This is a genomic window from Flavobacterium suncheonense GH29-5 = DSM 17707, assembly GCF_000430025.1.
In the GTDB taxonomy this organism is placed as follows: Bacteria; Bacteroidota; Bacteroidia; order Flavobacteriales; family Flavobacteriaceae; genus Flavobacterium; species Flavobacterium suncheonense.
Window position 1 is genome coordinate 208531 of sequence record NZ_AUCZ01000003.1, and the last position, 26591, is coordinate 235121.

Here is a 26591-nt window from a genome sequence, read left to right on the forward strand (position 1 = left end):
AATATTACGCCTGACCGGTTGGACCGAAATTCAAAGGAATCGGTGGCTGTTCTGCTTCTTTGATTTCACCGTGAGCTGCCTCAAATCGATGAATATTCTCTCCTAATGCTCTTAACAGACGTTTGGCATGCTGTGGTGTCAAAACAATTCTGGACTTTACTTTTGCCTTTGGCATCCCCGGCATAATGCTCACAAAATCCAACACAAATTCGGTATTGGAATGATTAATGATGGCCAAATTGGAATAAATCCCTTCTGCTGTCTGTTCATCAAGCTCAATATTGATTTGCCCTTGATTGGTATTTTTATCACTCATTATTGTAATAGTTTTAGATAATGCTAAAATATAAAATCCCAGCGGTTATTCACCACTGGGATTCATAAATATAATAAAGAATTTTAAATCTTAGTAATTAAATTCTTCTTTGGCGGCCAACAATTCGTTGAACTCTTCTTTAGAACCTACGATGATGTTGTCGTAATCTCTCATACCGGTTCCGGCCGGAATTCGGTGTCCTACGATAACGTTCTCTTTCAATCCTTCCAAATCGTCAACTTTACCGGCTACCGCAGCTTCGTTTAATACTTTTGTTGTTTCCTGGAACGACGCCGCAGAAATAAACGATTTAGTTTGTAACGAAGCTCTTGTGATACCCTGAAGTACCGGAGTAGCAGTTGCTGGAACGACATCTCTTGCCACTACCAGATTCTGATCGTTACGTTTCAACAAGGAGTTTTCGTCGCGTAACTCTCTTGGCGATACAATCTGACCCGGTTTTAAGTTTTGAGAATCGCCGGCATCTTCCACCACTTTCATTCCGTATAATTTGTCGTTTTCTGCGATAAAATCAGAGGTGTGTGCCAATTGCTCTTCTAAGAACAAGGTATCGCCCGGATCCTGAATTTGTACTTTACGCATCATCTGACGAATTACTACCTCAAAGTGTTTGTCGTTGATTTTTACCCCTTGTAAACGGTAAACCTCCTGAATCTCATTTACCAAGTACTGCTGAACAGCAGATGGCCCCTGGATTCTTAAGATATCTTCCGGAGTGATGGCTCCGTCGGATAACGGCATACCTGCTTTTACGAAGTCATTCTCCTGTACTAAAATCTGGTTCGAAAGTTTTACTAAGTATTTCTTCACTTCACCAAATTTAGACTCAATCACGATTTCACGGTTACCGCGTTTGATTTTACCAAACGATACCACACCATCAATTTCGGATACTACAGCCGGGTTCGAAGGATTACGAGCTTCTAACAACTCGGTAATTCTTGGTAAACCTCCTGTGATATCACCCGCTTTCGAAGAACGACGAGGGATTTTTACTAAAATCTTACCTGCTTTAATCTTCTCACCGTCGTTAACCATCAAGTGAGCGCCTACCGGTAAGTTGTACGAACGGATCAGTTCGCCGTCTTTTCCGTAGATCAATAAAGTAGGAATTAATTTTTTATTTCTTCCTTCGGTAATAACTTTCTCCTGGAATCCGGTCTGCTCGTCGATTTCAACCATGAACGTTTGTCCTTGTTCGATATCTTCGTAAGCTACCTTACCGGTAAATTCAGAGATGATTACCCCGTTATACGGATCCCATTTACAGATGGTTGCACCTTTTTCAACTACGTCGCCGTCTTTTACAAAAATGCTGGAACCGTAAGGAATATTATGTGTATTTAAAACAATACCTGTTTTTTCATCTACTAATTTCAATTCGGTAGAACGGGAGATTACGATATCCACAACGTTTCCTTCGTTATCTTCTCCTTTAACCGTTTTCAAATCTTCGATTTCCAGTTTACCGCCGAAACGTGCAATGATACTTGATTCTTCAGAGATACCTCCTGCAACCCCTCCTACGTGGAACGTACGAAGTGTTAACTGTGTACCCGGCTCACCGATGGACTGTGCCGCAATAACACCCACGGCTTCACCTTTCTGCGTCATCTTACCGGTTGCAAGGTTTCTTCCGTAACATTTAGCACAGATTCCTTTTTCTGCCTCACAGGTAAGCGGAGAACGAACCTCTACTCTCTCAACTGGAGAAGCTTCGATTTCTTTAACAACCGCTTCTGTAATCTGCTCACCGGCCTGAACCATTACTTCTCCATTCAATGGATTTACCACATCCTGAAGCGCAACACGTCCTAAGATTCTTTCACCTAGCGTTTCAACAATCTCTTCATTTTTCTTCAATGCTGAGATCTCAACACCTCTTAAAGTACCACAATCTACAGAGTTTACGATAACATCCTGAGATACGTCATGCAAACGACGGGTTAAGTAACCCGCATCCGCTGTTTTTAACGCCGTATCCGCAAGACCTTTACGGGCACCGTGCGTAGAGATGAAGTATTCTAAGATGGATAGACCTTCTTTAAAGTTTGACAAGATCGGGTTTTCGATAATTTCACCACCTCCGGCAGTTGATTTTTTCGGCTTAGCCATCAAACCACGCATACCGGTTAACTGACGAATCTGTTCTTTCGAACCACGCGCTCCGGAATCCAACATCATGTATACCGAGTTGAATCCTTGCTGGTCTTCTCTAATGTTCTTCATCGCCAATTCGGTCAATAAAGCATTCGTTGAAGTCCAAACGTCGATTACCTGATTGTAACGCTCGTTGTTGGTGATAAGTCCCATGTTATAGTTCATGGTAATACCTTCCACCTGCTCGTTGGCATCGGCAATCAAATCCTGTTTCTGGTCCGGAATTTTGATATCTCCCAAAGAGAAAGACAATCCTCCGCGGAATGCGAAACGATATCCCATATCTTTGATGTTATCCAGGAAGGCAGCGGTTGTAGGCACATCGGTTACTGCTAAAATTTTACCGATGATATCGCGTAACGATTTTTTAGTCAATACTTCATTGATGTATCCTGCTTCTTCCGGAACTACCTCGTTAAATAATACTCTACCTGCAGTAGTCTGGATAATTTTATATACTAACTCTCCGTTTTCGTTGAAATCTTTGGCACGTACTTTCACACGGGCATTCAATTCCAAACGTCCTTCGTTCAGGGCAATGTTTACCTCTTCCGCAGAATAGAAAGTTAATCCTTCACCTAAAATTTTGTGTGTTTCGGTAGACAAACGCTCTTTGGTCATATAGTAAAGACCCAAAACCATGTCCTGAGAAGGTACCGTGATAGGCGCACCATTCGCCGGGTTAAGGATATTGTGGGAAGCCAACATTAACAATTGTGCCTCTAAAATAGCCTCCGGTCCTAACGGCAAGTGAACCGCCATCTGGTCACCGTCGAAATCCGCGTTGAATGCCGTACAGGTTAACGGGTGCAACTGGATTGCTTTACCTTCGATCAGTTTTGGCTGGAAAGCCTGAATACCTAATCGGTGCAAAGTAGGAGCACGGTTAAGCAGTACCGGGTGTCCTTTGATTACGTTTTCAAGGATATCCCATACCACCGGCTCTTTTTTGTCGATGATTTTCTTAGCTGATTTAACGGTTTTAACGATTCCCCGCTCGATTAACTTACGGATAACGAATGGTTTGTACAATTCGGCTGCCATGTCTTTCGGAAGACCACACTCGTACATTTTCAATTCCGGTCCTACAACAATTACCGAACGCGCCGAATAATCCACACGTTTACCTAATAAGTTCTGACGGAAACGTCCTTGTTTTCCTTTTAAGGAATCCGAAAGGGATTTTAACGGTCTGTTCGATTCGGTTTTAACCGCAGAAGCTTTTCTGGTGTTGTCGAACAACGAGTCTACAGATTCCTGTAACATACGTTTTTCGTTACGCAAAATTACTTCCGGTGCTTTGATTTCCATTAAGCGTTTCAGACGGTTGTTACGGATAATCACACGGCGGTATAAGTCGTTCAAATCCGAAGTCGCGAAACGCCCACCATCCAACGGCACTAACGGACGTAATTCCGGCGGAATTACCGGAATCACTTTTAAAATCATCCATTCCGGAAGGTTTTCACGATTCTGGTTCGCTTCACGGAACGATTCTACTACCTGAAGACGTTTTAACGCTTCGGTTTTTCTTTGTTTAGACGTTTCGTTATTCGCCGCGTGACGCAATTCATAAGACAACGCGTCTAAATCGGTACGGGCCAATAAGTCCATGATACATTCCGCACCCATCTTCGCGATGAATTTGTTCGGATCGTTATCGTCTAAATATTGGTTTTCCATCGGAAGTGAATCCAGAATGTTCAGGTATTCTTCTTCGGTTAGGAAATCTAATTTATTTAAGGATTCTCCGTCCGGACCTTTTGCAATACCCGGCTGGATTACTACGTAACGTTCGTAGTAAATGATCATGTCTAATTTCTTAGACGGCAATCCTAAAATGTATCCGATTTTGTTCGGAAGAGAACGGAAATACCAGATGTGCGCGATAGGCACCACCAGGTTGATGTGTCCTACACGGTCACGACGTACTTTTTTCTCCGTAACTTCCACACCACAGCGGTCACAAACGATTCCTTTGTAACGGATTCTTTTGTATTTACCACAGGCACACTCGTAATCTTTTACAGGACCGAAGATTCGCTCGCAGAAAAGTCCGTCACGCTCAGGTTTGTGGGTACGATAATTGATGGTTTCCGGTTTTAGAACCTCACCTCTTGACTCAGCCAAAATCGACTCAGGAGAAGCAAGACCGATGGAAATCCTGTTAAATCTTTTGATCGTATTTTTATCTTTATTTCTATTCATGATAAACGTGCTATCGATTTATAAAAAACACTTTAAAAGGAAGCCGTCCGAAAACAGCTTCCGTGAAATTATTCTTCTAATCTGATGTCTAATCCAAGACCCTTCAATTCATGCATCAATACATTGAATGATTCCGGTAATCCTGGCTCCGGCATAGTTTCACCCTTAACGATGGCCTCGTAAGTTTTCGCTCTACCGATTACGTCATCTGATTTAACTGTCAAGATTTCTCGTAAAGTACTTGATGCACCGTACGCCTCAAGAGCCCAAACCTCCATCTCTCCGAAACGCTGACCTCCGAACTGTGCTTTACCTCCTAAAGGCTGTTGCGTGATCAACGAGTAAGGTCCGATAGAACGTGCGTGCATCTTATCATCTACCATGTGCCCTAATTTCAGCATGTAGATTACACCCACGGTGGCCGGCTGGTGGAAACGCTCTCCGGTTCCTCCGTCATACAGATACGTATGTCCGAATCTTGGTACACCTGCTTCGTCGGTTAAGGCATTGATCTGGTCTAAAGAAGCTCCGTCGAAAATCGGTGTGGCAAACTTCTTCCCTAATTTCTTACCTGCCCATCCTAATACGGTTTCGTAAATCTGTCCGATGTTCATACGGGATGGTACCCCAAGCGGATTCAATACGATATCTACCGGTGTTCCGTCTTCTAAGAATGGCATATCTTCCTGACGAACGATTTTGGCCACGATACCTTTGTTACCGTGACGTCCTGCCATCTTATCTCCCACTTTCAGTTTACGTTTCTTAGCGATGTATACTTTAGCAAGTTTCAGGATTCCTGATGGCAACTCGTCTCCAACAGTAATCGTGAATTTCTCTCTTCTTAACGCTCCCTGTAAATCGTTTAACTTAATTTTATAGTTGTGGATCAAGTCATTTACCATGGCATTTGACTCTTCATCTGTAGTCCACTGACCTTTTGTTAAGTGCGCGAAATCTTCTACGGCGTAAAGCATTTTTTGCGTGTATTTCTTACCTTTCGGCAATACTTCCTCACCCAAATCGTTCATTACGCCCTGAGAAGTTTTTCCGTTAACGATTTCAAACAATTTCTCTACCAACTTGTCTTTCAACTGAACGAATTTCACTTCAAATTCAGCTTCAAGAACCGCTAAATCGTCTTTGTCTTTGGAACGCTTACGTTTATCTTTTACCGCTCTCGCGAATAATTTTTTATCTAAAACCACACCGTGAAGCGATGGAGAAGCTTTCAAGGAAGCGTCTTTCACATCACCCGCTTTGTCTCCGAAGATTGCTCTTAACAATTTCTCTTCCGGAGTCGGATCGGATTCTCCTTTTGGTGTAATTTTTCCGATTAGAATGTCACCCGGTTTCACCTCGGCTCCGATTCTGATCATACCGTTTTCATCCAAGTCTTTGGTAGCCTCTTCTGAAACGTTTGGAATATCGTTCGTCAACTCTTCATTACCCAATTTCGTGTCACGAACCTCTAACGAGTAATCGTCTACGTGGATGGAGGTGAAAATATCATCACGAACTACTTTTTCAGAAATTACAATCGCATCCTCGAAGTTGTACCCTTTCCAAGGCATAAACGCTACCTGTAGGTTTCTACCTAAAGCTAACTCTCCGTTTTGCGTGGCATATCCTTCACAAAGTACTTGTCCTTTCACCACTCTGTCCCCTTTTCTTACGATTGGTTTCAGGTTGATAGAGGTACTCTGGTTGGTTTTTCTGAATTTGATTAATTGATACGTTTTCTCGTCCGGATCGAAGCTTACCGCTCTTTCCTTATCGGTACGGTCGTATTTGATGGTGATTTGATTCGCGTCTACATATTCCACTACTCCGTTTCCTTCTGCATTAATCAATACTCTGGAATCGGAAGCCACCTGACGCTCTAAACCGGTACCTACAATTGGTGCTTCAGGACGTAACAATGGTACGGCCTGGCGCATCATGTTCGATCCCATCAATGCACGGTTCGCGTCATCGTGCTCCAGGAACGGAATCAACGAAGCGGAAATCGAAGCGATCTGGTTCGGTGCTACGTCGGTATAGTGAACGGCTGTAGGCTCTAATACCGGGAAGTCACCCTCTTCACGAGCAATGACTCTTTCCGCTGTAATTTTACCATTAGCATCCATATCAATGTTTGCCTGCGCGATCAATTTACCTTCTTCTTCTTCAGCGCTCAAATAAACAGGCTCAGATTTTAAATCAACTACACCATTTTCAACCTTACGGTACGGTGTTTCGATGAATCCCATTCCATTTACTTTCGCATATACTCCTAATGAGGAAATAAGTCCAATGTTTGGTCCCTCCGGAGTTTCAATCGGACATAGACGTCCGTAGTGTGTATAGTGAACGTCACGAACCTCGAAACCGGCTCTCTCTCTGGATAAACCTCCAGGTCCTAATGCCGATAAACGACGTTTGTGGGTAATCTCCGCTAATGGATTCGTTTGATCCATGAACTGAGACAACTGGTTGGTTCCGAAGAATGAGTTAATAACGGATGATAAGGTTTTCGCGTTAATCAAGTCGATTGGCGTAAACACCTCATTGTCACGAACGTTCATTCGCTCACGGATAGTTCTGGCCATACGCGCTAAACCTACTCCGAATTGAGCAGATAATTGCTCACCAACAGTTCTCACACGACGGTTTGATAAGTGATCGATATCATCAATCTCTGCCTTAGAGTTGATTAGCTCAATCAAATATTTCACGATAGTGATGATATCCTCTTTGGTAAGCACCTGCTTGTCCATAGGAATATCCAAACCTAATTTTTTGTTCATTCTGTAACGACCTACATCACCTAAGTTGTAACGCTGATCTGAGAAGAACAATTTATCGATAATACCGCGAGCCGTTTCCTCATCAGGCGGTTCTGCATTACGCAACTGACGGTAAATGTGCTCAACAGCTTCTTTTTCAGAGTTTGTCGGGTCTTTTTGTAACGTGTTGTGGATGATTGCGTAATCCGCCTGGTTGTTATCCTCCTTATGTAACAAAATGGACTTCACATTAGCGTCTACGATTTCCTCTACGTTGTCTTTATCTAAAAGCGTATCACGGTCTAAGATAATTTCGTTACGCTCGATCGATACTACTTCTCCAGTATCTTCGTCAACGAAATCTTCATGCCAAGTGTTCAAAACACGCGCAGCAAGACGACGTCCGATGTATTTTTTAAGACCTGTTTTTGAAACTTTGATTTCCTCAGCAAGGTCAAAAATTTCAAGAATATCCTTGTCACGCTCGAATCCGATGGCACGGAACAGAGTCGTTACAGGTAATTTTTTCTTTCTGTCGATATACGCGTACATTACACTGTTGATATCGGTAGCGAATTCAATCCAGGACCCTTTAAAAGGAATTACCCTAGCGGAATACAATTTGGTTCCATTGGCATGGAAAGACTGCCCGAAGAACACACCTGGAGAACGGTGCAACTGAGATACTACCACACGCTCCGCTCCGTTGATTACAAACGTACCGCTTGGCGTCATGTAAGGAATGGTTCCTAAGTAAACATCCTGTACAATTGTCTCAAAATCTTCATGTTCCGGGTCTGTACAATACAGTTTCAAACGCGCTTTTAACGGCACACTGTACGTTAACCCTCGGTCTATACACTCTTCAATTGTATATCTTGGCGGATCAATAAAATAATCTAGGAATTCCAACACGAACTGGTTTCGGGTATCCGTAATTGGGAAGTTCTCCATGAAGGTATTGTAAAGCCCTTCGTTTCCTCTCTCATCGGATTTGGTTTCCAATTGGAAAAAATCCTTAAAAGATTTTACCTGAATATCCAGAAAATCCGGGTAGTCAGGGATGTTTTTCGTCGAGGCGAAATTTAATCTTTCAGTCTGATTTGCTAACATCAATGGACAAAATTTTGATTAAAAAAAGTAGTTTTTTGTGTAATAACACAGTGTAATTATACTTTCTTCATATAATCGATACATCTCTGAAAATGAACAGAAAGTGAGGATTTCATTTTCTTTCTTCGTATGGATTAAATACAGTGCGCAACACAAATTATTTCAAAACAATTTTCAATAATTTATTATACGCAAAATGGTTTAGGCCTTTGAGAGGTAATCTCAGGGCCTAAACCTTGCTTTTATAACTTGAGTGAGCTTATTTCAACTCAACTACAGCTCCTGCTTCTTCTAAAGCTTTTTTCAATCCTTCAGCTTCGTCTTTAGAAACACCTTCTTTAACGTTAGCCGGAGCAGCATCTACTAAATCTTTAGCTTCTTTAAGACCTAAACCAGTTAATTCTTTAACCGCTTTAACAACTCCTAATTTAGAAGCACCAGCATCTTTCAATACTACAGTGAATTCAGTTTGCTCTTCAGCAGCACCAGCATCACCACCACCAGCAGCAACCACTACAGCTGCAGCAGCAGGCTCGATACCGTACTCATCTTTTAATATTGTTGCTAATTCGTTAACTTCTTTAACTGTTAAGTTAACTAATTGTTCTGCGAATTGTTTCAAATCTGCCATTTTTTCTATCTTTTAAAATGATTTGTAATATATTAATTAATTAGTGCGCAATTTATTCAGCTGCCTCTTCTTTGTTCTGATTCTGAAGAGCAGAGATAATTCTCTGAGCTGGGGACTGAAGCAATCCGATGATTTCTCCGATAACTTCTTCTTTCGATTTGATGGATACTAACGAATCAAGTAAGTTATCTCCGATGTAGATTTCCTCGTTGATGTAAGCACCTTTCAATAAAGGTTTGTCGCCTTTTTTACGGAACTCTTTAATGATTTTTGCAGGAGCGTTCGCTGTATCTGCAATCATGATTGAAGTGTTTCCTTTTAAAACCGTCGGAAGTTCCCCGAAGTTAGCTTCAGAAGACTCCATAGCTTTTGCAAGCAATGTATTCTTAACAACTTCTAATTTGATACCTGCTTTAAAACAAGCTCTTCTTAAGTTTGAAGTAGTATCTGCATCAAGTCCGGAAATGTCTGCCAAGTACACAACATTCACACCAGCTAACTGTGCAGTTAAATCTTCAATAGCGATTGATTTTTCTTCTCTAGTCATACTAAAAACTTTTAACTACCAATTATACTGCTTTAGGATCTAAAGCAATTGCAGGACTCATTGTAGCTGAGATGTGGATAGACTTAATATAAGTTCCTTTTGCTGCAGTTGGTTTTAATTTAATTAATGTTTGAATAATCTCGTGAGCGTTCTCCTGGATTTTCTGAGCATCGAAAGATACTTTTCCGATTCCGGCGTGAACGATTCCCGTTTTATCTACTTTAAAGTCGATTTTACCAGATTTTACCTCTTCTACTGCTTTACCTACTTCCATAGTTACAGTACCAGTTTTAGGGTTTGGCATTAAACCGCGAGGTCCTAAAATACGACCTAATGGCCCTAATTTACCCATAACTGCAGGCATTGTGATGATTACATCAACATCTGTCCAACCGTCTTTGATTTTTTGCAAATAGTCATCTAATCCTACGTGATCTGCACCGGCAGCTTTAGCTTCAGCCTCTTTATCCGGAGTAACCAATGCCAATACTCTCACGTCTTTACCTGTACCGTGCGGCAAAGAAACCACACCTCTTACCATTTGATTCGCTTTACGTGGATCTACACCTAATTTTACTGCGATATCAACTGACTCATCAAATTTTGCAGAAGCAACTTCTTTGATTAATGCAGATGCATCTTTCAAAGAGTACAATTTGTTCTTCTCAATTTTTGCTGCAGCCTCTTTTTGCTTTTTTGTCAATTTTGCCATGTCTTTTTCTTAATTAAAGATTAAAAAGGAGCAGTTCCTGATACTGTTATACCCATAGATCTAGCTGTTCCGGCAATCATACTCATTGCTTTTTCGATTTCGAAAGCGTTTAAGTCTGCCATTTTGTCTTCAGCAATAGTTCTAATTTGATCCCAAGTAACGCTAGCTACTTTTTTACGGTTAGGTTGTCCTGAACCAGACTTAATTTTAGCAGCATCCAATAATTGAATTGCAGCCGGTGGCGTTTTAACAACAAAATCAAAAGACTTGTCTTTATACACAGTAATCTGTACTGGTAAAACTTTGCCAGGTTTATCCTGAGTTCTCGCATTAAATTGCTTACAGAACTCCATGATGTTAACCCCAGCAGCCCCCAAAGCAGGTCCAACCGGTGGCGAAGGATTCGCGGCACCTCCCTTAACTTGTAGTTTAACTACTTTACTAATTTCTTTAGCCATTTTTTAAAAAAATTTAGCACATCTATCAATTGGAAGCGATTGATGTGAGTTTATAATGTAACGATATTATACTTTTTCAACTTGCATGAAACTCAATTCCAACGGCGTTTTTCTACCGAAAATTTTCACCATTACTTCAAGTTTACGCTTTTCTTCATTTACCTTCTCAACCGTTCCGTTGAAACCGTTGAAAGGTCCGTCGATTACTTTTACAGTCTCACCAACAGCATATGGTATGGCGCCGTGATCTACTTTTACAGAAAGTTCATCTACCTTACCTAACATCCTGTTTACCTCCGACTGACGCAAAGGCACTGCATCACCTCCTTTGGTTTCACCCAAGAAGCCAATTACTCCGGTAATCGATTTAATAATATGAGGAATCTCTCCTGTCAGGTTAGCCTCAATCATCACGTAACCCGGAAAGTACACACGGTCTTTGCTGATTTTTTTACCGTCACGCACCTGCACCACTTTTTCGGTTGGTACCAATACCTGAGAGATATAATCCGACATACCCAAACGACTAATTTCCGTTTCGATATAGTTTTTAACCTTGTTTTCTTGTCCGCTTACTGCTCTAACGACATACCATTTTTTGACATTATTGTCTGACATATCAAAAAAATTAAGCTTTTAACCAATTAAAGAAAACCCCTAATACTTTTGCAAATACTGTATCAACCCCCCAAGTTGCCAAAGCAAACAATACGGAAAACACAGCCACCACAACAGTTAAATGTTGTACCTCAGACCATTCCGGCCAAGTAACATTCGATTTTAACTCTTCAAATGCCTCTGATATGTAATTAACAACTTTTGTCATATCTTTTTCTTTTGCACGGGCGGAGGGATTCGAACCCCCATCAATGGTTTTGGAGACCACTATACTAGCCCTTGTACTACGCCCGTTTGTTAAAAAAGCCGGCAGCAAAACTGCCGACTTTATATACAACTAATAATTAGTCTAAAATTTCAGTTACCTGACCAGCACCTACAGTTCTACCACCTTCACGGATAGCGAAACGTAAACCTACTGATAATGCGATCGGGCTTAACAATTGTACTTCAATAGTTAAGTTATCACCTGGCATAACCATCTCAACTCCTGCAGGTAAAGAAATAGTACCTGTTACGTCAGTTGTACGTACGTAGAACTGAGGACGGTAGTTGTTGTGGAATGGAGTGTGACGTCCACCTTCTTCTTTTTTCAAGATATACACCTCAGCTTTGAAGTGAGCGTGTGGTTTTACAGAACCCGGCTTGATAATAACCATACCACGTTTGATATCCGCTTTATCGATACCACGTAACAATAAACCTACGTTATCTCCAGCTTCACCTCTGTCAAGGATTTTACGGAACATCTCAACCCCTGTAATTGTAGAAGTCAATTTGTCTGCACCCATACCAATGATTTCAACAGCATCTCCAGTATTAGCAACTCCAGTTTCGATACGACCTGTAGCAACAGTTCCACGACCTGTAATTGTAAATACGTCCTCAACTGGCATCAAGAATGGTTTTTCTCTGTCACGTACCGGCTCTTCAATCCAGTTGTCAACAGCATCCATCAATTCCATTACAGTAGCAACCCATTTTGGATCACCATTTAAAGCTCCTAAAGCAGAACCTTTAATAACTGGACCATTGTCACCATCGTACTGATAGAAAGACAATAAGTCTCTTACTTCCATTTCAACAAGCTCTAACAACTCAGCATCGTCAACCATGTCAACTTTGTTCAAGAACACAACAATTCTAGGCACACCAACCTGACGACCTAAAAGGATGTGCTCACGAGTTTGCGGCATTGGACCATCTGTAGCAGCAACTACAAGGATAGCTCCGTCCATCTGAGCAGCACCAGTAACCATGTTCTTAACGTAATCCGCGTGACCTGGACAGTCAACGTGAGCATAGTGACGGTTTTTAGTAGAGTACTCTACGTGAGATGTATTAATAGTAATACCTCTTTCTTTTTCCTCAGGAGCATTATCGATCTGATCGAAAGATTTAGCTTCTGATAAACCAGCATCAGCCAATACTTTAGTAATAGCAGCTGTCAAAGTAGTTTTTCCGTGATCTACGTGTCCGATAGTTCCGATATTTAAATGGGGCTTCGAACGATCAAAGGTTTCTTTTGCCATGATTTAATAATTTAATCTTAGTTATATAATTAGTGTTCAAATATTCAAAATTGAGCCAATGACGGGATTTGAACCCGTGACCTCTTCCTTACCAAGGAAGCACTCTACCCCTGAGCTACACCGGCTTTTGTGCGTTTCAGAAGTTAGAATTCAAAATTCAGAAATCTCCGAATTCTTTTTTTCTAAATTCCATTTTTTTGTGGGGAGAGCAGGATTCGAACCTGCGAAGGTGTAACCAGCAGATTTACAGTCTGCCCTCGTTGGCCGCTTGAGTATCTCCCCAACTTTTTAATTTTCAATACTTTATCGTATTTGAGCCGATAGAGGGACTCGAACCCACGACCTGCTGATTACAAATCAGCTGCTCTAGCCAGCTGAGCTACACCGGCATTGAAAATAAAAAAGTCCGCTATTTCTAACGGACTGCAAATGTAGGCATTTTATTTTTTAATCAAAATAATTTTTCTCTTTTTTTTATTTTTAGCTGTGTGCTCTGATTTTTTCTTTTCGTTTCATCAAAAGTCGCTCCAGTGAATCTACCGACAAATCTACTGCTTCCTCAAAAGATTTGCTTTGTTTTTTCACCATAAATTCATCACCCGGCACGTTAATTTTAATTTCCACTATTTTATTTTCCTTGTCACTTGTGTTCTGCACTTTCAGGAAAACATCGGATGAAACCACCCTGTCGTAATATTTTTCTAATTTATCTAATCGTTCTTGTACAAAATCTACTAATTTTCTATCAATGTTAAAATTGACCGCATGAACATTTACTTTCATAATTAAAAAATTTATTTGGGTTAAACGTTTAGAATTATTAATGGCTGCGCGGATGAGAATCTTGATAAACTCGTTTCAGTTCCGCTAAACTGCTGTGCGTATAGATTTGAGTGGAAGATAAACTGGCGTGACCCAACAATTCTTTTACTGAATTTAAATCGGCACCGTTGTTCAGCAGATGCGTCGCAAAGGTATGCCGCAGAACGTGTGGACTCTTTTTTACTTTCTCAGAGACATTACTAAAGTAATCATTTATTAATCGATACACAAACGTTTCACTAACTTTATGCCCGTTTTTATTCAAAATTAACAAATTGCCGGACGAACCACTTTCAACCGTTTTCCTAACCTCAAGATAACGATTCAGCAACACAACCGTACAATCCAGAAGCGGCAGAATTCGCTCCTTATTTCGCTTCCCAAGCACTTTTAAGGTTTTAGTGTAGGAGCTGTAATTGGACAGCTCCAGCGAAATCAATTCCGCTCTTCGCATGCCGGTGGTATAAAAAAGCTCAATAATTAAACGGTTGCGAATGCCTTCAAAATCATCGGGATAATCGTTTTCCTCAAAAACCATTTCGAGTTCTTTTTCCGAAAAAGGAACCTGAACTTTCTTCGGCGTTTTTAAAGATTTGTGTTTTTGCAACGGATTGATTTCAATCTGCTTAGATTTGAGCAGAAATTTATAAAAGGATTTTAAGGAAGAGATTTTCCGGTTCACCGAATTGTTGGAAATACCACCTTCCACCAAAGCCACGATCCAGGAGCGAACCTGACCGTACTGCACCGTTTCCAATGCCTGCGCGGCGTCTTCGTTTCCCAAAAAAACATTGAAATCAGAAATATCTTTAAGATAGGCCGTAATCGTATGAGAAGAATAGTTTTTCTCCTTCTGAAGATAGTTCCGGTATGCCTGCAAAGAATCAATCATAAAAAAACCGTTAGCAACAAAGTTATAAAACTTCGTTCACTAACGGTTATAGAATCATTCAAAAATCTACTAGTTCTCTAAAGAGTCTCTTAAACCTTGAATATATTGTGCTTTTTGGATCTGCGCTCTTCTAACCACAGATGGTTTTGTGAACTGCTGACGTGCTCTTAATTGACGAACTGTACCAGTTTTATCAAATTTTCTCTTATAGCGCTTTAATGCTCTATCGATATTTTCTCCGTCTTTAATTGGGATAATTAACATAGTTTAGACACCTCCTCTCATTTAGGCTGCAAACTTACAATTTTATTTTAAATTACAAATTATAAATTTTGAATTATTTTTTACCGAAAGACCCCTCACTATTCTTAACAAAAAAGCCAAGTTACAATTTCTTGTCTCTTGGCTCTTGCTGCTATTTAAAATCCGACTATTTATGCTTCACAGCCGGTTCGTAATTTTTATTATCGATGATCATCTTCGACAAAATCTCTTTCAGAATTTCCGAAGTACCGCCACCAATTGGCCCTAAACGACTGTCGCGGAACAAACGCGCCAACGGATATTCTTCCATATAACCGTACCCTCCTAACATCTGCAGACAACTGTAAATCGTTTCATCAGCAACTTTAGTCGATTTCAGTTTCGCCATAGTCGCTTCTTTCACCACATATTCCCCCTGATCCAAACGGGCTACCGTAGCGTAATTGAACCATTTACAATGCTCAACATCGGTTGCATGCTCCACTATAGTGTGACGTAACGCCTGAAATTTATCAATGGTTTTGCCAAATGCCTCACGCTCGGACATATAGCCTATGGTGTATTCAATAGCATACTCTGCTCTTGCATGGGCGTTAATGGCCATAATCAAACGCTCTAAGGCAAAATGCTGCATGATGTACGGGAAGCCTTTTCCTTCTTCACCCATTAAATTTTCGGCAGGAATCTCTACATTGTCAAAAGCGATTTCCGCGGTATCGGAAGCTCTCCATCCTAATTTATCAAGTTTAGTAGCCGAAACACCTGCAAGTTTTGCGTCTACCAGAAACATGCTTATTCCTTTGTTGCCAAGTTCGGGATTTGTTTTGGCTGCAACTACATAATAATCCGCATAAACCCCGTTGGTTATGAACGTTTTGGAACCGTTAATGATATATTTGTCTCCTTTTTTTACAGCCGTTGTACGCATACCTGCCACATCACTGCCTCCAAACGGCTCGGTAATACACAAGGCTCCAATCATGTCTCCGGAAATACTCGGCGCCAGATAATTCTGCTTGATGCGCTCATCGCCTTCCGCATTTAAATGCGTCATGGCCAAATAAGAATGCGCCCACATAGCCGCGGCAAAACCGGACGATTTTATTTTCTGCAATTCTTCCAAAAAGACAACCGTATAGAACAAATCCAGATTCAAGCCTCCATAAGCTTCCGGATAACGCAATCCGAAAAAGCCCATATCCCCGAACTTTTTCCATATGAAACGCTCAATGGTTCCGGTTTTTTCCCATTTTTCGATATGCGGCACCACTTCTTTATGCAAAAAATCGCGTAAACTCTCTCTAAATAATTGATGTTCTTCTGTAAAGTAGACTGAATTCATTTTGGTTGAATTGTTTGTTTGTTTAAAAGTCCAAATATAAGGCAATTATATCGACTTTTTCAACTGGAAAATTCTTAATTTTATGCAAATCTTCTTTGGATTTTATTTCGCCATTCATACTGCGATAGGTAACAATCTCCTTAGCCAACGGATAGCGGAAATAAGGCAGGGTCTGAAGTTCTTTAACCGAAGCCTCATTTATCGGAATCTTTTTAAGAACCGGAACCGCCACTACTTTAAAATGTTTGTTGAGCCGTTCCACTACCTCCGGAGACAAACCCCAAATGTCATTCATCTGGTTCATGTTTACAAACGCTCCGAATTTCTCCCGCTCTTTCAAAATACGTTCCGACAAGCCCGGTCCTATCCCGTAAATTTTCATCAGATCTTCCTGTGTAGCCTGATTGATGTCTATAACTGCCAGCTTTTCTTTTTTATTTGCAAACGGCTCGGTTTTATAGTTCTGAAAAGAGGACTTTTTATGCTTCACCCAATCCGGAAATTTGAAATACGGCGCATATTTCCGTAACCATTCGTCGGATACTTTTGTGACTTGCTGAAATTCTTCCGCTGAGTTGACAAACTTATTGGCTTCACGGTATTTATGCAATCGATCGATTTCGGCAAGGGACATTTTCAGAGTATACCCTTTGTAATCTGAAATAAAATTTGGATTAAACGGGTAGATTTTATTGCCTTCCGCTTCCTTTTGTATCTTCAGACTGTCAATCTGTTTTTGCATCGCCAACCATTGAAGTTCTTCTGGGGAAAGTTTTGGCTTTTCACTTCCGGATTGTAACGAATAGACATAATACCCTAACTGGGTAACAACCATAAGCAACAGCAACGCAACGATACCGCTACGCTGCTCGCGTGTGAATTTCACACTGAGACCATTATCATGCATAGAAAAGGGGATTACAAATCGAAAACCGAACTGCGTTTGGTGTACACCATGTCTTTCAGGCGCAGCAAAAAGGCTAGCGTAAGATACACTCCAAACCACAAGCCTACCGTAAAAAAGGAAATGTAAATGAAAAACAAGCGGACGCTGGTGGTTCGCATACCCAGCTTATCAGCCAGACGTGACGATACTTCAAAGCCGTGCTTTTCAAAAAAATGGCGGATGTTTGTGATTAGTCCCATAAGTCGGTTACAAATTTAAGTATTTTTTTGACATGGGTGTTTTGGGAATACCGAACGATTTCCGGATTCCGACAGGATTGCCATTCCAAAACCGACAGTTCTGTCTCATCGCTGCTTTTCACTTTCCTGTCATGATTACAAACAGTGACACCGCCGGCGCGACGCAACGCACCAGTGAATATTTGCGCATTAAAAAAACAGGAAGCGGTCTTCAGAAGGCAACAACCGGAATGAAGTGTCCGGAACGGTTCTTCCCGGACTGTTTTTAATCCGGAACTCTCAAATTGCTGTACCAGCCAGAGATGGCGTAGAAAATTCTGCTGCATGGTGTGTAATAGTAATATGGCTTATAAATAAAGTGCTAATATAAGGAAACTTTTATCTTTGTGTAAACTTCACAACTAAAAAATGAAAAAAATTCTTACTTTATTTTTAGTCTTGTCGTTGAGCGTCACTCATGCTCAAAAGAAAGACAAATCGTCAACTACCTATAAAATAACCTATTTGCGGAGTTCCAACGGAAAACTGGTGGAAAATCAGGATCCGATTCTTGTTTTCTGTAACGGACGTGAAACCGTACTTACTTCGCAGAACATCCTTGCGGCTAAAACACCGTTTCCTTTTGAGCAGACTGTCGTTAACCACAGCAACAATTCTTACCGTCAAATCGGACAATTGGACAAAAGCAAGTCGGTAAGTACTACTGACAGTATTTCCCTTGGCAAGCAGACTTTTGAAATCGGTTCTGAAACCAAAACCATTTTAGGTTATAAATGCCGAAAAGCGAAAACCGTGGTCAATTCCAATCAGATTGAGTTGTGGTTTACCGAAGACCTGAACGTTAAAGGCGCCCCAACCGTTTTAGGACAGAACTTAGGATTGGTACTGGAAATGAACCGCAACAACAATTACATCATTTCCGCCACCAAAATCGAAAAGCAAAAAGAAATTTACAAACTGAACTCCCTTTCAAACGCTAAACAAGTAGATTTGCTGACCTATCGCGATTTACTTTGGAAGAGCCGCTTCACTACCTTAAAAATATTCGAAAACGAAACTATCAATTTTTCCGAGGCTTCGAAATCCAACGACAGTATTTTGCGGTTTGCCAACGGGACGATTATCCTGAAAAAAGTCAAATTCCCGACGATTAACAACGGCAGTCAGATTTTTGCGGAGGTAAGCGAGCAATCTAACGGAGATGCCTACGACCGCACCGGTTCGGTTTTTGTCATTCCGACGGATCAGAAAATTTCCTTTTTGGACGGGTTGAAAGATGGTGCCAAAACGCTTCCGGTATACGAAAACGGCAACGGAAAACAATACCAGGGCGTGGTTCGGACCCAAAACTATGCCCCATTGCTGGAACTGATGCGTTTTTTCACTCCGTTCGGCATCAAACAATACAATCATATTCAGCTGAAAGACAAAACCTGGCATGAAATAGTGCCGTACAGACAGGACATTTCGGAATTGCGTACAGCTTTGAGCAATCAGGAAGTTTGGGTAGGCACTTTCATCGGAAATTACGACAAAGGCGGCCACAAAGTTTCGCTGAACATTACGATTCACAATGAAGAAAATGCCGCTTCGAAAAACAATTTTCTGTTACCGCTTTTCAACACCACCAACGTGATGGAAATGGCCGGTCAGGAATATGCTACCATGTTCAACAATGAAAAAGGGCTTTTGGTGGAATTTACTTTGGACAAAGACCTCAAAAACGCTAAGCTTCGATATATCACAACAGGTCATGGCGGCTGGGAAAATGGCGATGAGTTTGTCCCTAAGAAAAACTCGATACTGTTAGACGAAAAAGAAGTGAATGCTTTTATCCCTTGGCGACAGGATTGCGGCAGTTATCGCTTGTTCAATCCGGCTTCGGGCAATTTTAACAACGGTTTGTCTTCGTCGGATTACAGCCGTTCGAATTGGTGCCCGGGAACGGTAACCAATCCTGCTATTATTGAATTAGGCGATCTGAAAGCCGGCAAACACAGCTTTCGGATTAAAATTCCGCAAGGGGCTCCGGAAGGCAACAGTTTCAGTTTCTGGAACGTTTCGGGAGTTTTGGTTGCCGATTAAAATAAGAAAGCCGTTCATCTGAACGGCTTTCTTATACTTGAAATTATTTTATCGAATTGATGACATCGTGTTTGGTGATGATGTGGTGTTTTCCGTTGCCCAAATCTACCAAAACGGCCTGGTTGTCTTTGTTAATCAGTTTGGACACTTCTTCTACCGGTGTTCCTAATTTTACAATCGGGAACGGCGCGCCCATGACTTCCCGGATTGGTTTTTCCGAAACGTTTTTATCCGCCACATAGCTTTGGAACAAATCGGTTTCGTCTACCGAACCTACAAAACCGTTAACGTCAATTACCGGGATTTGGGAGATTTTGTGTTTGCGCATGCGCTCGATGGCATGGGACACTAATTCTTCGGTACGCACTACCACTAAAGGTTTGTCGATATGATCCTGGATCAGATCTTCGGCTTTGGTGATTTCATCATCCAGATAGCCTCTTTCGCGCATCCAGTCGTCGTTGAATATTTTCCCCACATAACGGGAACCTGAATCGTGGAACAACACCACCACCACATCGTCGGGGCCGAATTTATCTTTTAACTGCAACAATCCTTTGATGGCCGCTCCAGAAGAATTCCCGACAAAAAGGCCTTCTTCCAAGGCCAATTTACGGGTGTACACGGCGGCGTCTTTGTCGGTTACTTTCGTGAATCCGTCGATCAGGTCGAAGTTTACGTTTTCCGGCAGGATGTCTTCTCCGATTCCTTCGGTTACATAGGAATAGATTTCGTTTTCGTCGAAGATGCCGGTTTCTTTGTATTTTTTGAAAACCGAACCGTAGGTATCGATTCCCCATACTTTTACATTTGGATTTTTTTCTTTCAGGTATTTGGCCACGCCTGAAATTGTTCCTCCGGTTCCCACTCCTACTACGAAGTGCGTTACTTTTCCGTCGGTCTGATCCCAGATTTCCGGACCGGTTTGTTCGTAGTTGGCTTTGGTATTGGACAAATTGTCGTATTGGTTTACATACCAGCCGTTTGGCGTTTCTTCAGCCAGTTTTCGGGATACGGAATAGTACGAACGCGGATCGGTGGGTTCTACGTCTGTGGGACAAACGACTACTTTGGCTCCTACGGCGCGCAGGATGTCCATTTTTTCTTTGGATTGTTTGTCTGTGATGACACAAATCAGTTTGTAGCCTTTGATGATGGCTGCCAGCGCAAGCCCCATACCGGTGTTTCCGGAAGTTCCTTCGATGATGGTGCCGCCCGGTTTTAAACGACCGTCAGCTTCGGCATCTTCAATCATTTTTAAGGCCATGCGGTCTTTGCAGGATTGTCCCGGGTTGAAGTATTCCACTTTTGCCAAAACCAAAGCCGGGATTTCGGCCGTAATTTTGTTCAGTTTAACCATCGGGGTATTCCCGATAGTGCCTAATATGTTCTCTGCGTATTTCATTTTGACTTGATTGCGAACTGCAAATGTAGAGATAATTAAAATCTTTCCAAACAATAAAATGGTTTCCTCCCTAGCCCCGATTGCAGTGGCACGAAGTAGAACGGAAAGCGGGAATTGCCTTTACAGAAAAGCCCTGATGTTTCGCTCCCCAAAAAATTAACTGAAGAAATTCCAGATAACCCCAAAACGCACCATGAAATCGCGGTACGGATAATTCGGTGCCGTATAATAGTTGAAACCTGTAAAGCTCGAATTAAAGTGCTCGGCTTTCAGGAACATGCGAAAGGTTCGGACTTTGGCGTTGATGAAGAAATCCATCATCGGGAAATCGCCGATTTCTTTCTGATTCTGGATGTAAAATTCTCCCAGTAAAGGATTGTAGTCGTTGGCTTTGTATTTCGTAAAATAATTGAGCGTGACACCGGTTTGGATGTACAAGGCTTTCTTGAAGTAGTAATCGGAAAAATACAGCGTATTCCGGGTTACAAATTTGGGCACATTCAGGATTGGGTCGTTCTGCTCGACTTGCTGAAATAAAACGGTATTATCAAAACCCATTTTCCAGAATTTAACATCTTTGGAAGCCTTCACCGACAAGTAATTGATGGTTTTATCGTACTGAAAAGGCTTTACGACAAGCTGTTCTGCAATGCCCTGCTCGTTATAAACCGGGTTTTGGTTAGCAAAAAACAAATGGTCGTTTAAAACCGTATACTGGAACGACGCATCAAGCCATTGGGTTTGGGCCTCGACTTCAAAATTGTTGATCTTTTCGTTTTTGAAAGTATTGTACCAGTTGTACGCAACGTAGTCACTTTGGTAGAGCACGTAATTTAAATCCGGTAATTTGTTCATGTTCTGGTACTTTAAAGCAAAGGTGTTTTTGTCATTTAAAGTATAACGCACATTGGCCTCGATATTGGCTAAAGACTGATTGGTCAGCGAATTGGAAACCAGTAAATTTCCTTTCCAACTGTTTTTCTGATAGCTGTATTGGGCTCCCCAGGTGTTGATACGGTCGTTGTTTTTGTTGGGCACTATTGACCCGTCGGCCAGTGTTACGGTTCGGTAGTAGAAATAGTTATACTTATAATCGTCTGCAAAAAACTGGAAATCGCCCAATTTGGCATTGGAATAGGCCACCCCAAATTTGTTATACATTCTGTTGTAGCGCGTTTTATTGTTGACTGTAGAAGCATAACTGTCTCCAAAACGCTCGTTGGCGCTCATGGAAAATTCAAAAAACTTATTTTCAAAATTGAACTGGTGTAAAAGTACCAAACTGTTAGGATTCGATTTGCTCAACCGAAACGAATGGTCTACAAAAAAACGATTGCCTTTCAGCAAGGATTTGGCATCGGTAAAGTACGTTTCCAGTCGGGCTCGTTCTCTGTAAAGGTTTTCACCCTCTTCAAACTCCGACAGATTAACAATTCCTCCGTTTTCCTGATTTAAAATATCCTGAGCGGTGATATGTGCTTTCAGGTGATAGCGTTTATTGGTGGTGTTATAACTGGTGATGAACCGGAAGTTTCCGGTACTGGACAGTTGATTAGCATACTTGCCCAAAGAGCGCAAACCTTTATAGCCAACGGAAAAATTAAGGTTTTTGGAAGTGTTTAAGGAAACAAAAGCATCCAGATTTTGCCCTTGCTCCATTACAGACTTGAAATACAAATCGGAATAAGGTGTGGGCACGTTATAATAGTTGACATCCCGAACCTCAAGATAGTTAAAATGCTTGGCCTTGAAACCAAATTCCGGGTAAGGATTGAATTGGTTTAACCCAAAATTCAGAGTATTATAAGTTTGCCCTTCGTTAAGAAACTGAAGTAACCCGAAGGTGTCTTTACGCAGGTAGTTAAACTTGTACTCTCGCTGAATGGTTAGCGTAGTGTCTACGTAGGTGGTATCATTATCCAGGCTGATGATTTTGTATAAATCGATAGAGGCTTTTTTTTCAGCCGTCTGTTTTTCAAATTTTCGATCCGGTTTTAAAACTTCGTCTACCTGTGCGGAGCAAACAAAGGAAAAGAATAATATCACAAATAAAAAACGCTGACTCATACTTTTAAGTTATGACGCAAAGGTAACGAGAATTATATGATATTTTCAAAAAATAAAAAACCCCGCTGTTGCGGGGTTTTTCTAAAGCCTGAAATAAAAATTATTTTCTATTCGCTTTGTGTTTCATTTTGTTTTTCAACTTAGAAACTTTACCAGAAATGATAACATCTCCTGAATTAATATCATAAACAGTATAAATATCTCCAGCTTTTTCAACTATGGCAACATAATCACTAAAACTGTCATTACTTGTTAATGGGATATTAATAGTTTTAGACCAAACACCATATTTAGACATGTTAACTTTCAAATCATGGTTGAAAGGAACAGCAGGTGCCGGACCAGCTTGCCATAAATCTACATATAAATAGTAGTTTCCGTCAGGCAAAGTTGATTCCATGGTAAAAAACTCAGGAGAATTAGCAGTAGCACCTGGATAAGTACCACCGTTTACTTCATTCCCTAACTCATCCTCTAACCAGAAATCGAAATCCCAGTCAGAAAAATAAGCAGTAGAAGTAGGAGTCGCATATGTACCATCAAAAATCGTACCGTGAATATCTGTAGTAGTCTGAGCCCACTCCAACTCAAATCCAACATTATTATTGATAACATCAGAAATGTTAATTGTAATGATTTCAGAAGCTGAAGCTACCAAACCAGCACCATTTCCAGAAGAAGCAATACGAAGCTTTAACACTTCATTACCTTCTGTTAGCAAATCTAACTTCGGTGTAATTGTGAACTGAAAAGTTTCAGCATACGCAGGAAAAACCAGTTTATAACCAATTGGTCCCTGAGAATATCCTCCTTCAGCAATATCAGTTTCTACTCCTGAACAGTCAAAATCTCTGAAAGAAGCTGTACTACCATTTGCATAAAGTTCCACTTTAAAGTCCATTGGAGTGGAAGATGGCTTGTCTACAGTTAAAGTAAAAGTCAACTCCTCACCTTCATTTGCTGAAGCCAGAATGTTATCAACAGTAACAACAGGCTTAGCGTTTCTTACATCGGCTAAAGTGTCGTCATCATTACATGAAGTAACCAACATTGATAATGCAGCTACTGCCAGTAAATTTTTAAAATTATATATCTTCATAATATTTATAGTTTAGTATAAACAGTAGTTTTTCTGTCAAAAAACACACCAGATCCCACAGTCAGTCCATTGTAAACTCTTAACTCTTCAAAAGTCAATGTGTTTAAATCACTGTCCCAAGTAATATTACTAGCTGAACATAAATAGGTATCGCTAAAATCCCAACCTAAATGAGTAAACTCACCACAGATATCGTTAAACTGCATTGGAATTGGCTGCCCTCCAGAAGAAACTCCTGGGAAAGGAACTTCAAACGTATTGGTTGCAATCTCAGTAATATTTGCTGTTCCAGCATATCCAGCAGTACTAACCCATGAATAAGCTCCAGTTGGCAATTGCGACTGACAACCTACGAAAGCAATAGTGGCAATTTTTTGGGATTCACTAATTACACCGTCAGTGGTAGTTGTCAATTTAAGAACCAATTCCGTTTTAGAAATTGGATTAAAAGAACCTGTATTTACCAACAATGGAATCGTAGCAAAAGTACTACCCGCAGGAATTGTAATTTTATTTGTAGTATCCGCAAATTCAAATTCAGTTCCTTCCGTTGCAGTTGAGTTGTCTAAATCAACTTCATAGGTAATCTCAATATTAGAACCATTAGCATTACCATCGCCAAATCCATAGATAATTACTGGCAGGTCATACTGAATTTGACCTTCATCTGAAAAATAAGCAATATTTTCGATAGTATTCTCGAAACCAACAATCTTAGGACCTTGATTCAAGACGTCTGTCTCTAATCTATCATCATCAGAGCATGAAAACAGCGATAATGATAACGCAGAAAGAATTAATAATTTTTTCATCTTTTTCTAGTTTTTAGTTATTATTCACTCCAGAAAGGACCTGTTGCAAAAACTGTAGCACTTGTTTGTGCAGGTACATTTGCAGTATTAGAAATATATTCTGAAGCAGGATACATTAATCTCTTAGGCTTACCAACTCCACTATTAGTCAATGCCAATGGGGTTACAGGGAAACCAGTTCTTACGTAATCAATCCAGCTTTCAATTGCATGTACATTCATTAAAGCAATCCATTTTTGAGTCATAATTGCCTCAATCTTATCTGCAGAACCATTCCAGCCAAAACCATTGATAGGGTCGATGTTTGCCAAATAAGTTGCACCAGCAGCAGGAGTAACACCTAATCTGGTGAATGAAGCCTGAATTCCTTGAGTAAACAAAGTTTCAGCATCATAAGCTCCAAATTTCGTAGGATATCTGAAAGCAGCTTCAGCCAAAATAAACTTAGCCTCACTCAAAGTCATCACATAACCAGCCATAGAAGAACCCACAGAAGCATTCGTTCCAACTGGTACAGGAATAATTGCAGGACCTAAGAATGAAGGGTTATCCGGAGCATCTTCCGAATCAGCACCTTGTTCAATTCCTACTACTAGACCACCTGTTGTGGTAAACAATCGGCTTCTTCTTGGGTCTGAGGTATTGTTTAAAGCATCTGCAGCATGAGCAGAAGCTGTAATAAGAGCCCTATTACCCGTTGCCTGACCGGTTATAGTATAACCATAAGCACCGTAGAAAGGATTTTGTCTGTTTGCATTGGTTGCATTATAACCAGGATTGATTGTTACATCAAAATCTACAAACTGAGCATCTGCTAAAGTATCGAATTGCGCGTCTAGATAAGCAATAGTTTCAGTATCTGTCAACTCCGATTGTCTAAGCAAAATTCTAAGTTTAATTGTGTTTGCAAAACTCTTCCATCTTGTCATATTACCGGCAAGCATAGCATCTTCCGCTCCTACAGTAACATCACTAGAGTTAGCATTCTCAATTAGTTCGATAGCTTCGTCTAACTCGTTAACTAAGCCTCTGTACACTAATTTATCGTCATCGTACTTAGGATAAAGATTAGCTTGTCCTTGAAAAGCCTCGCTATAAGGACAATCACCATATAAATCTACAATATATTGCATGTAAAAACTCTTAAGAATTTTAGCAATAGCTTTGTGATTATCGTAGTTTGGACTATCGTAATTGATAATTTGTTGGAAATTAGTCACATTTCTGTATGTCCAATCCCAAATCGGATTGTAGAAAGTTGAACTCAAGATAGAGCGGTATTCTTCGCTATACGGGTTGGTAGTATTGTTTACGTTTCCTGCCCAACTGTTCATCCATAAGTTCCCCAATTGATTCATTGACTGGCTTCTGATGGAAGTCTCAAAATTCTGATTGTCACCAGAAATTGCTCTGTAAGTTTGCGTCTGAGCAGCACTCAGCGTCAAAACCGGAGAGATATCTGAATACACAGGACTATTCGGACTTTTATTTTCATCCAAGGTACAAGAAGCAATTGACATCACCGCAAGAAACGCAAATGGATATAATATTTTCCTTTTCATATTCTAAAGTA

At 40.8% G+C, this 26591-nt stretch carries 23 protein-coding genes and 4 tRNA genes; 1 reads left to right on the forward strand and 26 read right to left on the reverse strand.

What is annotated here, in order from left to right; translation table 11 throughout:
* Positions 1–4: 4 nt before the first annotated feature.
* The 21 genes from G498_RS0101140 to G498_RS15685 all read right to left on the reverse strand — a co-directional run bounded on the left by G498_RS0101140 (position 5) and on the right by G498_RS15685 (position 17876).
* A complete protein-coding gene (locus tag G498_RS0101140; RefSeq protein WP_026979447.1) occupies positions 5–316 on the reverse strand; it encodes a DUF3467 domain-containing protein in 312 nt (103 codons plus the stop codon).
* Between the two features lie 90 nt (positions 317–406).
* Positions 407–4705 (reverse strand): DNA-directed RNA polymerase subunit beta', encoded by a 4299-nt coding sequence (rpoC, locus tag G498_RS0101145; RefSeq protein ID WP_117616549.1) that lies wholly within the window; start codon positions 4703–4705, stop codon positions 407–409.
* Between the two features lie 68 nt (positions 4706–4773).
* A complete protein-coding gene (rpoB, locus tag G498_RS0101150; protein WP_026979449.1) occupies positions 4774–8586 on the reverse strand; it encodes a DNA-directed RNA polymerase subunit beta in 3813 nt (1270 codons plus the stop codon).
* 259 nt (positions 8587–8845) lie between these two features.
* Positions 8846–9217: a 50S ribosomal protein L7/L12 gene (gene rplL, locus G498_RS0101155; RefSeq protein WP_026979450.1), complete on the reverse strand. Its 372-nt coding sequence runs from the start codon at positions 9215–9217 to the stop codon at positions 8846–8848.
* 52 nt (positions 9218–9269) lie between these two features.
* Positions 9270–9764, reverse strand: a complete 495-nt coding sequence (gene rplJ, locus G498_RS0101160; protein WP_026979451.1) for a 50S ribosomal protein L10 — start codon at positions 9762–9764, stop codon at positions 9270–9272.
* A 22-nt stretch (positions 9765–9786) separates the two neighbouring features.
* Complete coding sequence (rplA, locus tag G498_RS0101165) at positions 9787–10476, reverse strand: 50S ribosomal protein L1 (protein ID WP_026979452.1); 690 nt, start codon at positions 10474–10476, stop codon at positions 9787–9789.
* A 20-nt stretch (positions 10477–10496) separates the two neighbouring features.
* Positions 10497–10934: a 50S ribosomal protein L11 gene (gene rplK / locus G498_RS0101170; RefSeq protein ID WP_026979453.1), complete on the reverse strand. Its 438-nt coding sequence runs from the start codon at positions 10932–10934 to the stop codon at positions 10497–10499.
* Between the two features lie 66 nt (positions 10935–11000).
* Positions 11001–11552, reverse strand: coding sequence for a transcription termination/antitermination protein NusG (nusG, locus tag G498_RS0101175; RefSeq protein ID WP_026979454.1), 552 nt, complete (start codon positions 11550–11552; stop codon positions 11001–11003).
* Positions 11553–11562: 10 nt separating this feature from the next.
* On the reverse strand, positions 11563–11760 hold the full coding sequence (secE, locus tag G498_RS0101180; protein WP_026979455.1) for a preprotein translocase subunit SecE: 198 nt from the start codon (positions 11758–11760) through the stop codon (positions 11563–11565).
* Between the two features lie 14 nt (positions 11761–11774).
* Positions 11775–11846 (reverse strand) — tRNA-Trp (locus G498_RS0101185).
* Between the two features lie 50 nt (positions 11847–11896).
* A complete protein-coding gene (gene tuf / locus G498_RS0101190) occupies positions 11897–13084 on the reverse strand; it encodes an elongation factor Tu (protein ID WP_026979456.1) in 1188 nt (395 codons plus the stop codon).
* Positions 13085–13137: 53 nt separating this feature from the next.
* Positions 13138–13209, reverse strand: a tRNA-Thr gene (locus G498_RS0101195).
* A 75-nt stretch (positions 13210–13284) separates the two neighbouring features.
* Positions 13285–13366: transfer RNA gene (locus G498_RS0101200), tRNA-Tyr, on the reverse strand.
* A 33-nt stretch (positions 13367–13399) separates the two neighbouring features.
* Positions 13400–13473, reverse strand: a tRNA-Thr gene (locus G498_RS0101205).
* 91 nt (positions 13474–13564) lie between these two features.
* Positions 13565–13867 carry a ribosome hibernation-promoting factor, HPF/YfiA family gene (hpf, locus tag G498_RS0101210; protein WP_026979457.1) on the reverse strand — a complete coding sequence of 101 codons (303 nt, stop codon included), beginning with the start codon at positions 13865–13867 and terminating at the stop codon, positions 13565–13567.
* Positions 13868–13904: 37 nt separating this feature from the next.
* Positions 13905–14798 (reverse strand): tyrosine-type recombinase/integrase, encoded by an 894-nt coding sequence (locus tag G498_RS0101215; protein WP_026979458.1) that lies wholly within the window; start codon positions 14796–14798, stop codon positions 13905–13907.
* Between the two features lie 69 nt (positions 14799–14867).
* Positions 14868–15062, reverse strand: coding sequence for a 30S ribosomal protein S21 (gene rpsU, locus G498_RS0101220; RefSeq protein ID WP_026979459.1), 195 nt, complete (start codon positions 15060–15062; stop codon positions 14868–14870).
* A gap of 166 nt (positions 15063–15228) precedes the next feature.
* Positions 15229–16404 (reverse strand): acyl-CoA dehydrogenase family protein, encoded by a 1176-nt coding sequence (locus tag G498_RS0101225; RefSeq protein WP_026979460.1) that lies wholly within the window; start codon positions 16402–16404, stop codon positions 15229–15231.
* A gap of 22 nt (positions 16405–16426) precedes the next feature.
* Complete coding sequence (locus G498_RS0101230; protein WP_026979461.1) at positions 16427–17311, reverse strand: ComEA family DNA-binding protein; 885 nt, start codon at positions 17309–17311, stop codon at positions 16427–16429.
* An 11-nt stretch (positions 17312–17322) separates the two neighbouring features.
* The gene (locus tag G498_RS0101235; RefSeq protein WP_026979462.1) at positions 17323–17550 is read right to left on the reverse strand and encodes a PspC family transcriptional regulator; all 228 of its coding nucleotides are present in this window, start codon (positions 17548–17550) and stop codon (positions 17323–17325) included.
* On the reverse strand, positions 17541–17876 hold the full coding sequence (locus G498_RS15685) for a hypothetical protein (RefSeq protein ID WP_131387714.1): 336 nt from the start codon (positions 17874–17876) through the stop codon (positions 17541–17543). Before G498_RS15685 ends, G498_RS0101235 begins: the two co-directional genes overlap by 10 nt.
* 82 nt (positions 17877–17958) lie before the next feature.
* Here G498_RS15685 and G498_RS0101245 point away from each other — a divergent pair, with 82 nt between their 5' ends.
* Positions 17959–19635, forward strand: coding sequence for a GLPGLI family protein (locus G498_RS0101245; RefSeq protein WP_026979464.1), 1677 nt, complete (start codon positions 17959–17961; stop codon positions 19633–19635).
* A 43-nt stretch (positions 19636–19678) separates the two neighbouring features.
* Here G498_RS0101245 and G498_RS0101250 read toward each other — a convergent pair whose 3' ends face one another.
* The 5 genes from G498_RS0101250 to G498_RS0101270 all read right to left on the reverse strand — a co-directional run bounded on the left by G498_RS0101250 (position 19679) and on the right by G498_RS0101270 (position 26580).
* Complete coding sequence (locus G498_RS0101250; RefSeq protein WP_026979465.1) at positions 19679–21040, reverse strand: pyridoxal-phosphate dependent enzyme; 1362 nt, start codon at positions 21038–21040, stop codon at positions 19679–19681.
* Between the two features lie 156 nt (positions 21041–21196).
* Entirely contained in the window at positions 21197–23107 is a 1911-nt protein-coding gene (locus G498_RS0101255; protein ID WP_026979466.1) for a putative porin, read from the reverse strand.
* A gap of 100 nt (positions 23108–23207) precedes the next feature.
* On the reverse strand, positions 23208–24206 hold the full coding sequence (locus G498_RS0101260; RefSeq protein ID WP_026979467.1) for a hypothetical protein: 999 nt from the start codon (positions 24204–24206) through the stop codon (positions 23208–23210).
* Positions 24207–24211: 5 nt separating this feature from the next.
* On the reverse strand, positions 24212–25018 hold the full coding sequence (locus G498_RS0101265) for a hypothetical protein (RefSeq protein ID WP_131387696.1): 807 nt from the start codon (positions 25016–25018) through the stop codon (positions 24212–24214).
* A gap of 20 nt (positions 25019–25038) precedes the next feature.
* Entirely contained in the window at positions 25039–26580 is a 1542-nt protein-coding gene (locus tag G498_RS0101270) for a SusD/RagB family nutrient-binding outer membrane lipoprotein (protein WP_026979469.1), read from the reverse strand.
* Positions 26581–26591 lie beyond the last annotated feature (11 nt).

What these genes read in the sequence shown, in the direction of transcription:
- G498_RS0101140 (WP_026979447.1), bottom strand. Translation starts at nt 316, where the DNA reads ATGAGTGATAAAAATACCAATCAAGGGCAAATCAATATTGAGCTTGAT.
- rpoC (WP_117616549.1), bottom strand. Translation starts at nt 4,705, where the DNA reads ATGAATAGAAATAAAGATAAAAATACGATCAAAAGATTTAACAGGATT.
- rpoB (WP_026979449.1), bottom strand. Translation starts at nt 8,586, where the DNA reads ATGTTAGCAAATCAGACTGAAAGATTAAATTTCGCCTCGACGAAAAAC.
- rplL (WP_026979450.1), bottom strand. Translation starts at nt 9,217, where the DNA reads ATGGCAGATTTGAAACAATTCGCAGAACAATTAGTTAACTTAACAGTT.
- rplJ (WP_026979451.1), bottom strand. Translation starts at nt 9,764, where the DNA reads ATGACTAGAGAAGAAAAATCAATCGCTATTGAAGATTTAACTGCACAG.
- rplA (WP_026979452.1), bottom strand. Translation starts at nt 10,476, where the DNA reads ATGGCAAAATTGACAAAAAAGCAAAAAGAGGCTGCAGCAAAAATTGAG.
- rplK (WP_026979453.1), bottom strand. Translation starts at nt 10,934, where the DNA reads ATGGCTAAAGAAATTAGTAAAGTAGTTAAACTACAAGTTAAGGGAGGT.
- nusG (WP_026979454.1), bottom strand. Translation starts at nt 11,552, where the DNA reads ATGTCAGACAATAATGTCAAAAAATGGTATGTCGTTAGAGCAGTAAGC.
- secE (WP_026979455.1), bottom strand. Translation starts at nt 11,760, where the DNA reads ATGACAAAAGTTGTTAATTACATATCAGAGGCATTTGAAGAGTTAAAA.
- tuf (WP_026979456.1), bottom strand. Translation starts at nt 13,084, where the DNA reads ATGGCAAAAGAAACCTTTGATCGTTCGAAGCCCCATTTAAATATCGGA.
- hpf (WP_026979457.1), bottom strand. Translation starts at nt 13,867, where the DNA reads ATGAAAGTAAATGTTCATGCGGTCAATTTTAACATTGATAGAAAATTA.
- G498_RS0101215 (WP_026979458.1), bottom strand. Translation starts at nt 14,798, where the DNA reads ATGATTGATTCTTTGCAGGCATACCGGAACTATCTTCAGAAGGAGAAA.
- rpsU (WP_026979459.1), bottom strand. Translation starts at nt 15,062, where the DNA reads ATGTTAATTATCCCAATTAAAGACGGAGAAAATATCGATAGAGCATTA.
- G498_RS0101225 (WP_026979460.1), bottom strand. Translation starts at nt 16,404, where the DNA reads ATGAATTCAGTCTACTTTACAGAAGAACATCAATTATTTAGAGAGAGT.
- G498_RS0101230 (WP_026979461.1), bottom strand. Translation starts at nt 17,311, where the DNA reads ATGCATGATAATGGTCTCAGTGTGAAATTCACACGCGAGCAGCGTAGC.
- G498_RS0101235 (WP_026979462.1), bottom strand. Translation starts at nt 17,550, where the DNA reads ATGGGACTAATCACAAACATCCGCCATTTTTTTGAAAAGCACGGCTTT.
- G498_RS15685 (WP_131387714.1), bottom strand. Translation starts at nt 17,876, where the DNA reads ATGCAGCAGAATTTTCTACGCCATCTCTGGCTGGTACAGCAATTTGAG.
- G498_RS0101245 (WP_026979464.1), top strand. Translation starts at nt 17,959, where the DNA reads ATGAAAAAAATTCTTACTTTATTTTTAGTCTTGTCGTTGAGCGTCACT.
- G498_RS0101250 (WP_026979465.1), bottom strand. Translation starts at nt 21,040, where the DNA reads ATGAAATACGCAGAGAACATATTAGGCACTATCGGGAATACCCCGATG.
- G498_RS0101255 (WP_026979466.1), bottom strand. Translation starts at nt 23,107, where the DNA reads ATGAGTCAGCGTTTTTTATTTGTGATATTATTCTTTTCCTTTGTTTGC.
- G498_RS0101260 (WP_026979467.1), bottom strand. Translation starts at nt 24,206, where the DNA reads ATGAAGATATATAATTTTAAAAATTTACTGGCAGTAGCTGCATTATCA.
- G498_RS0101265 (WP_131387696.1), bottom strand. Translation starts at nt 25,018, where the DNA reads ATGAAAAAATTATTAATTCTTTCTGCGTTATCATTATCGCTGTTTTCA.
- G498_RS0101270 (WP_026979469.1), bottom strand. Translation starts at nt 26,580, where the DNA reads ATGAAAAGGAAAATATTATATCCATTTGCGTTTCTTGCGGTGATGTCA.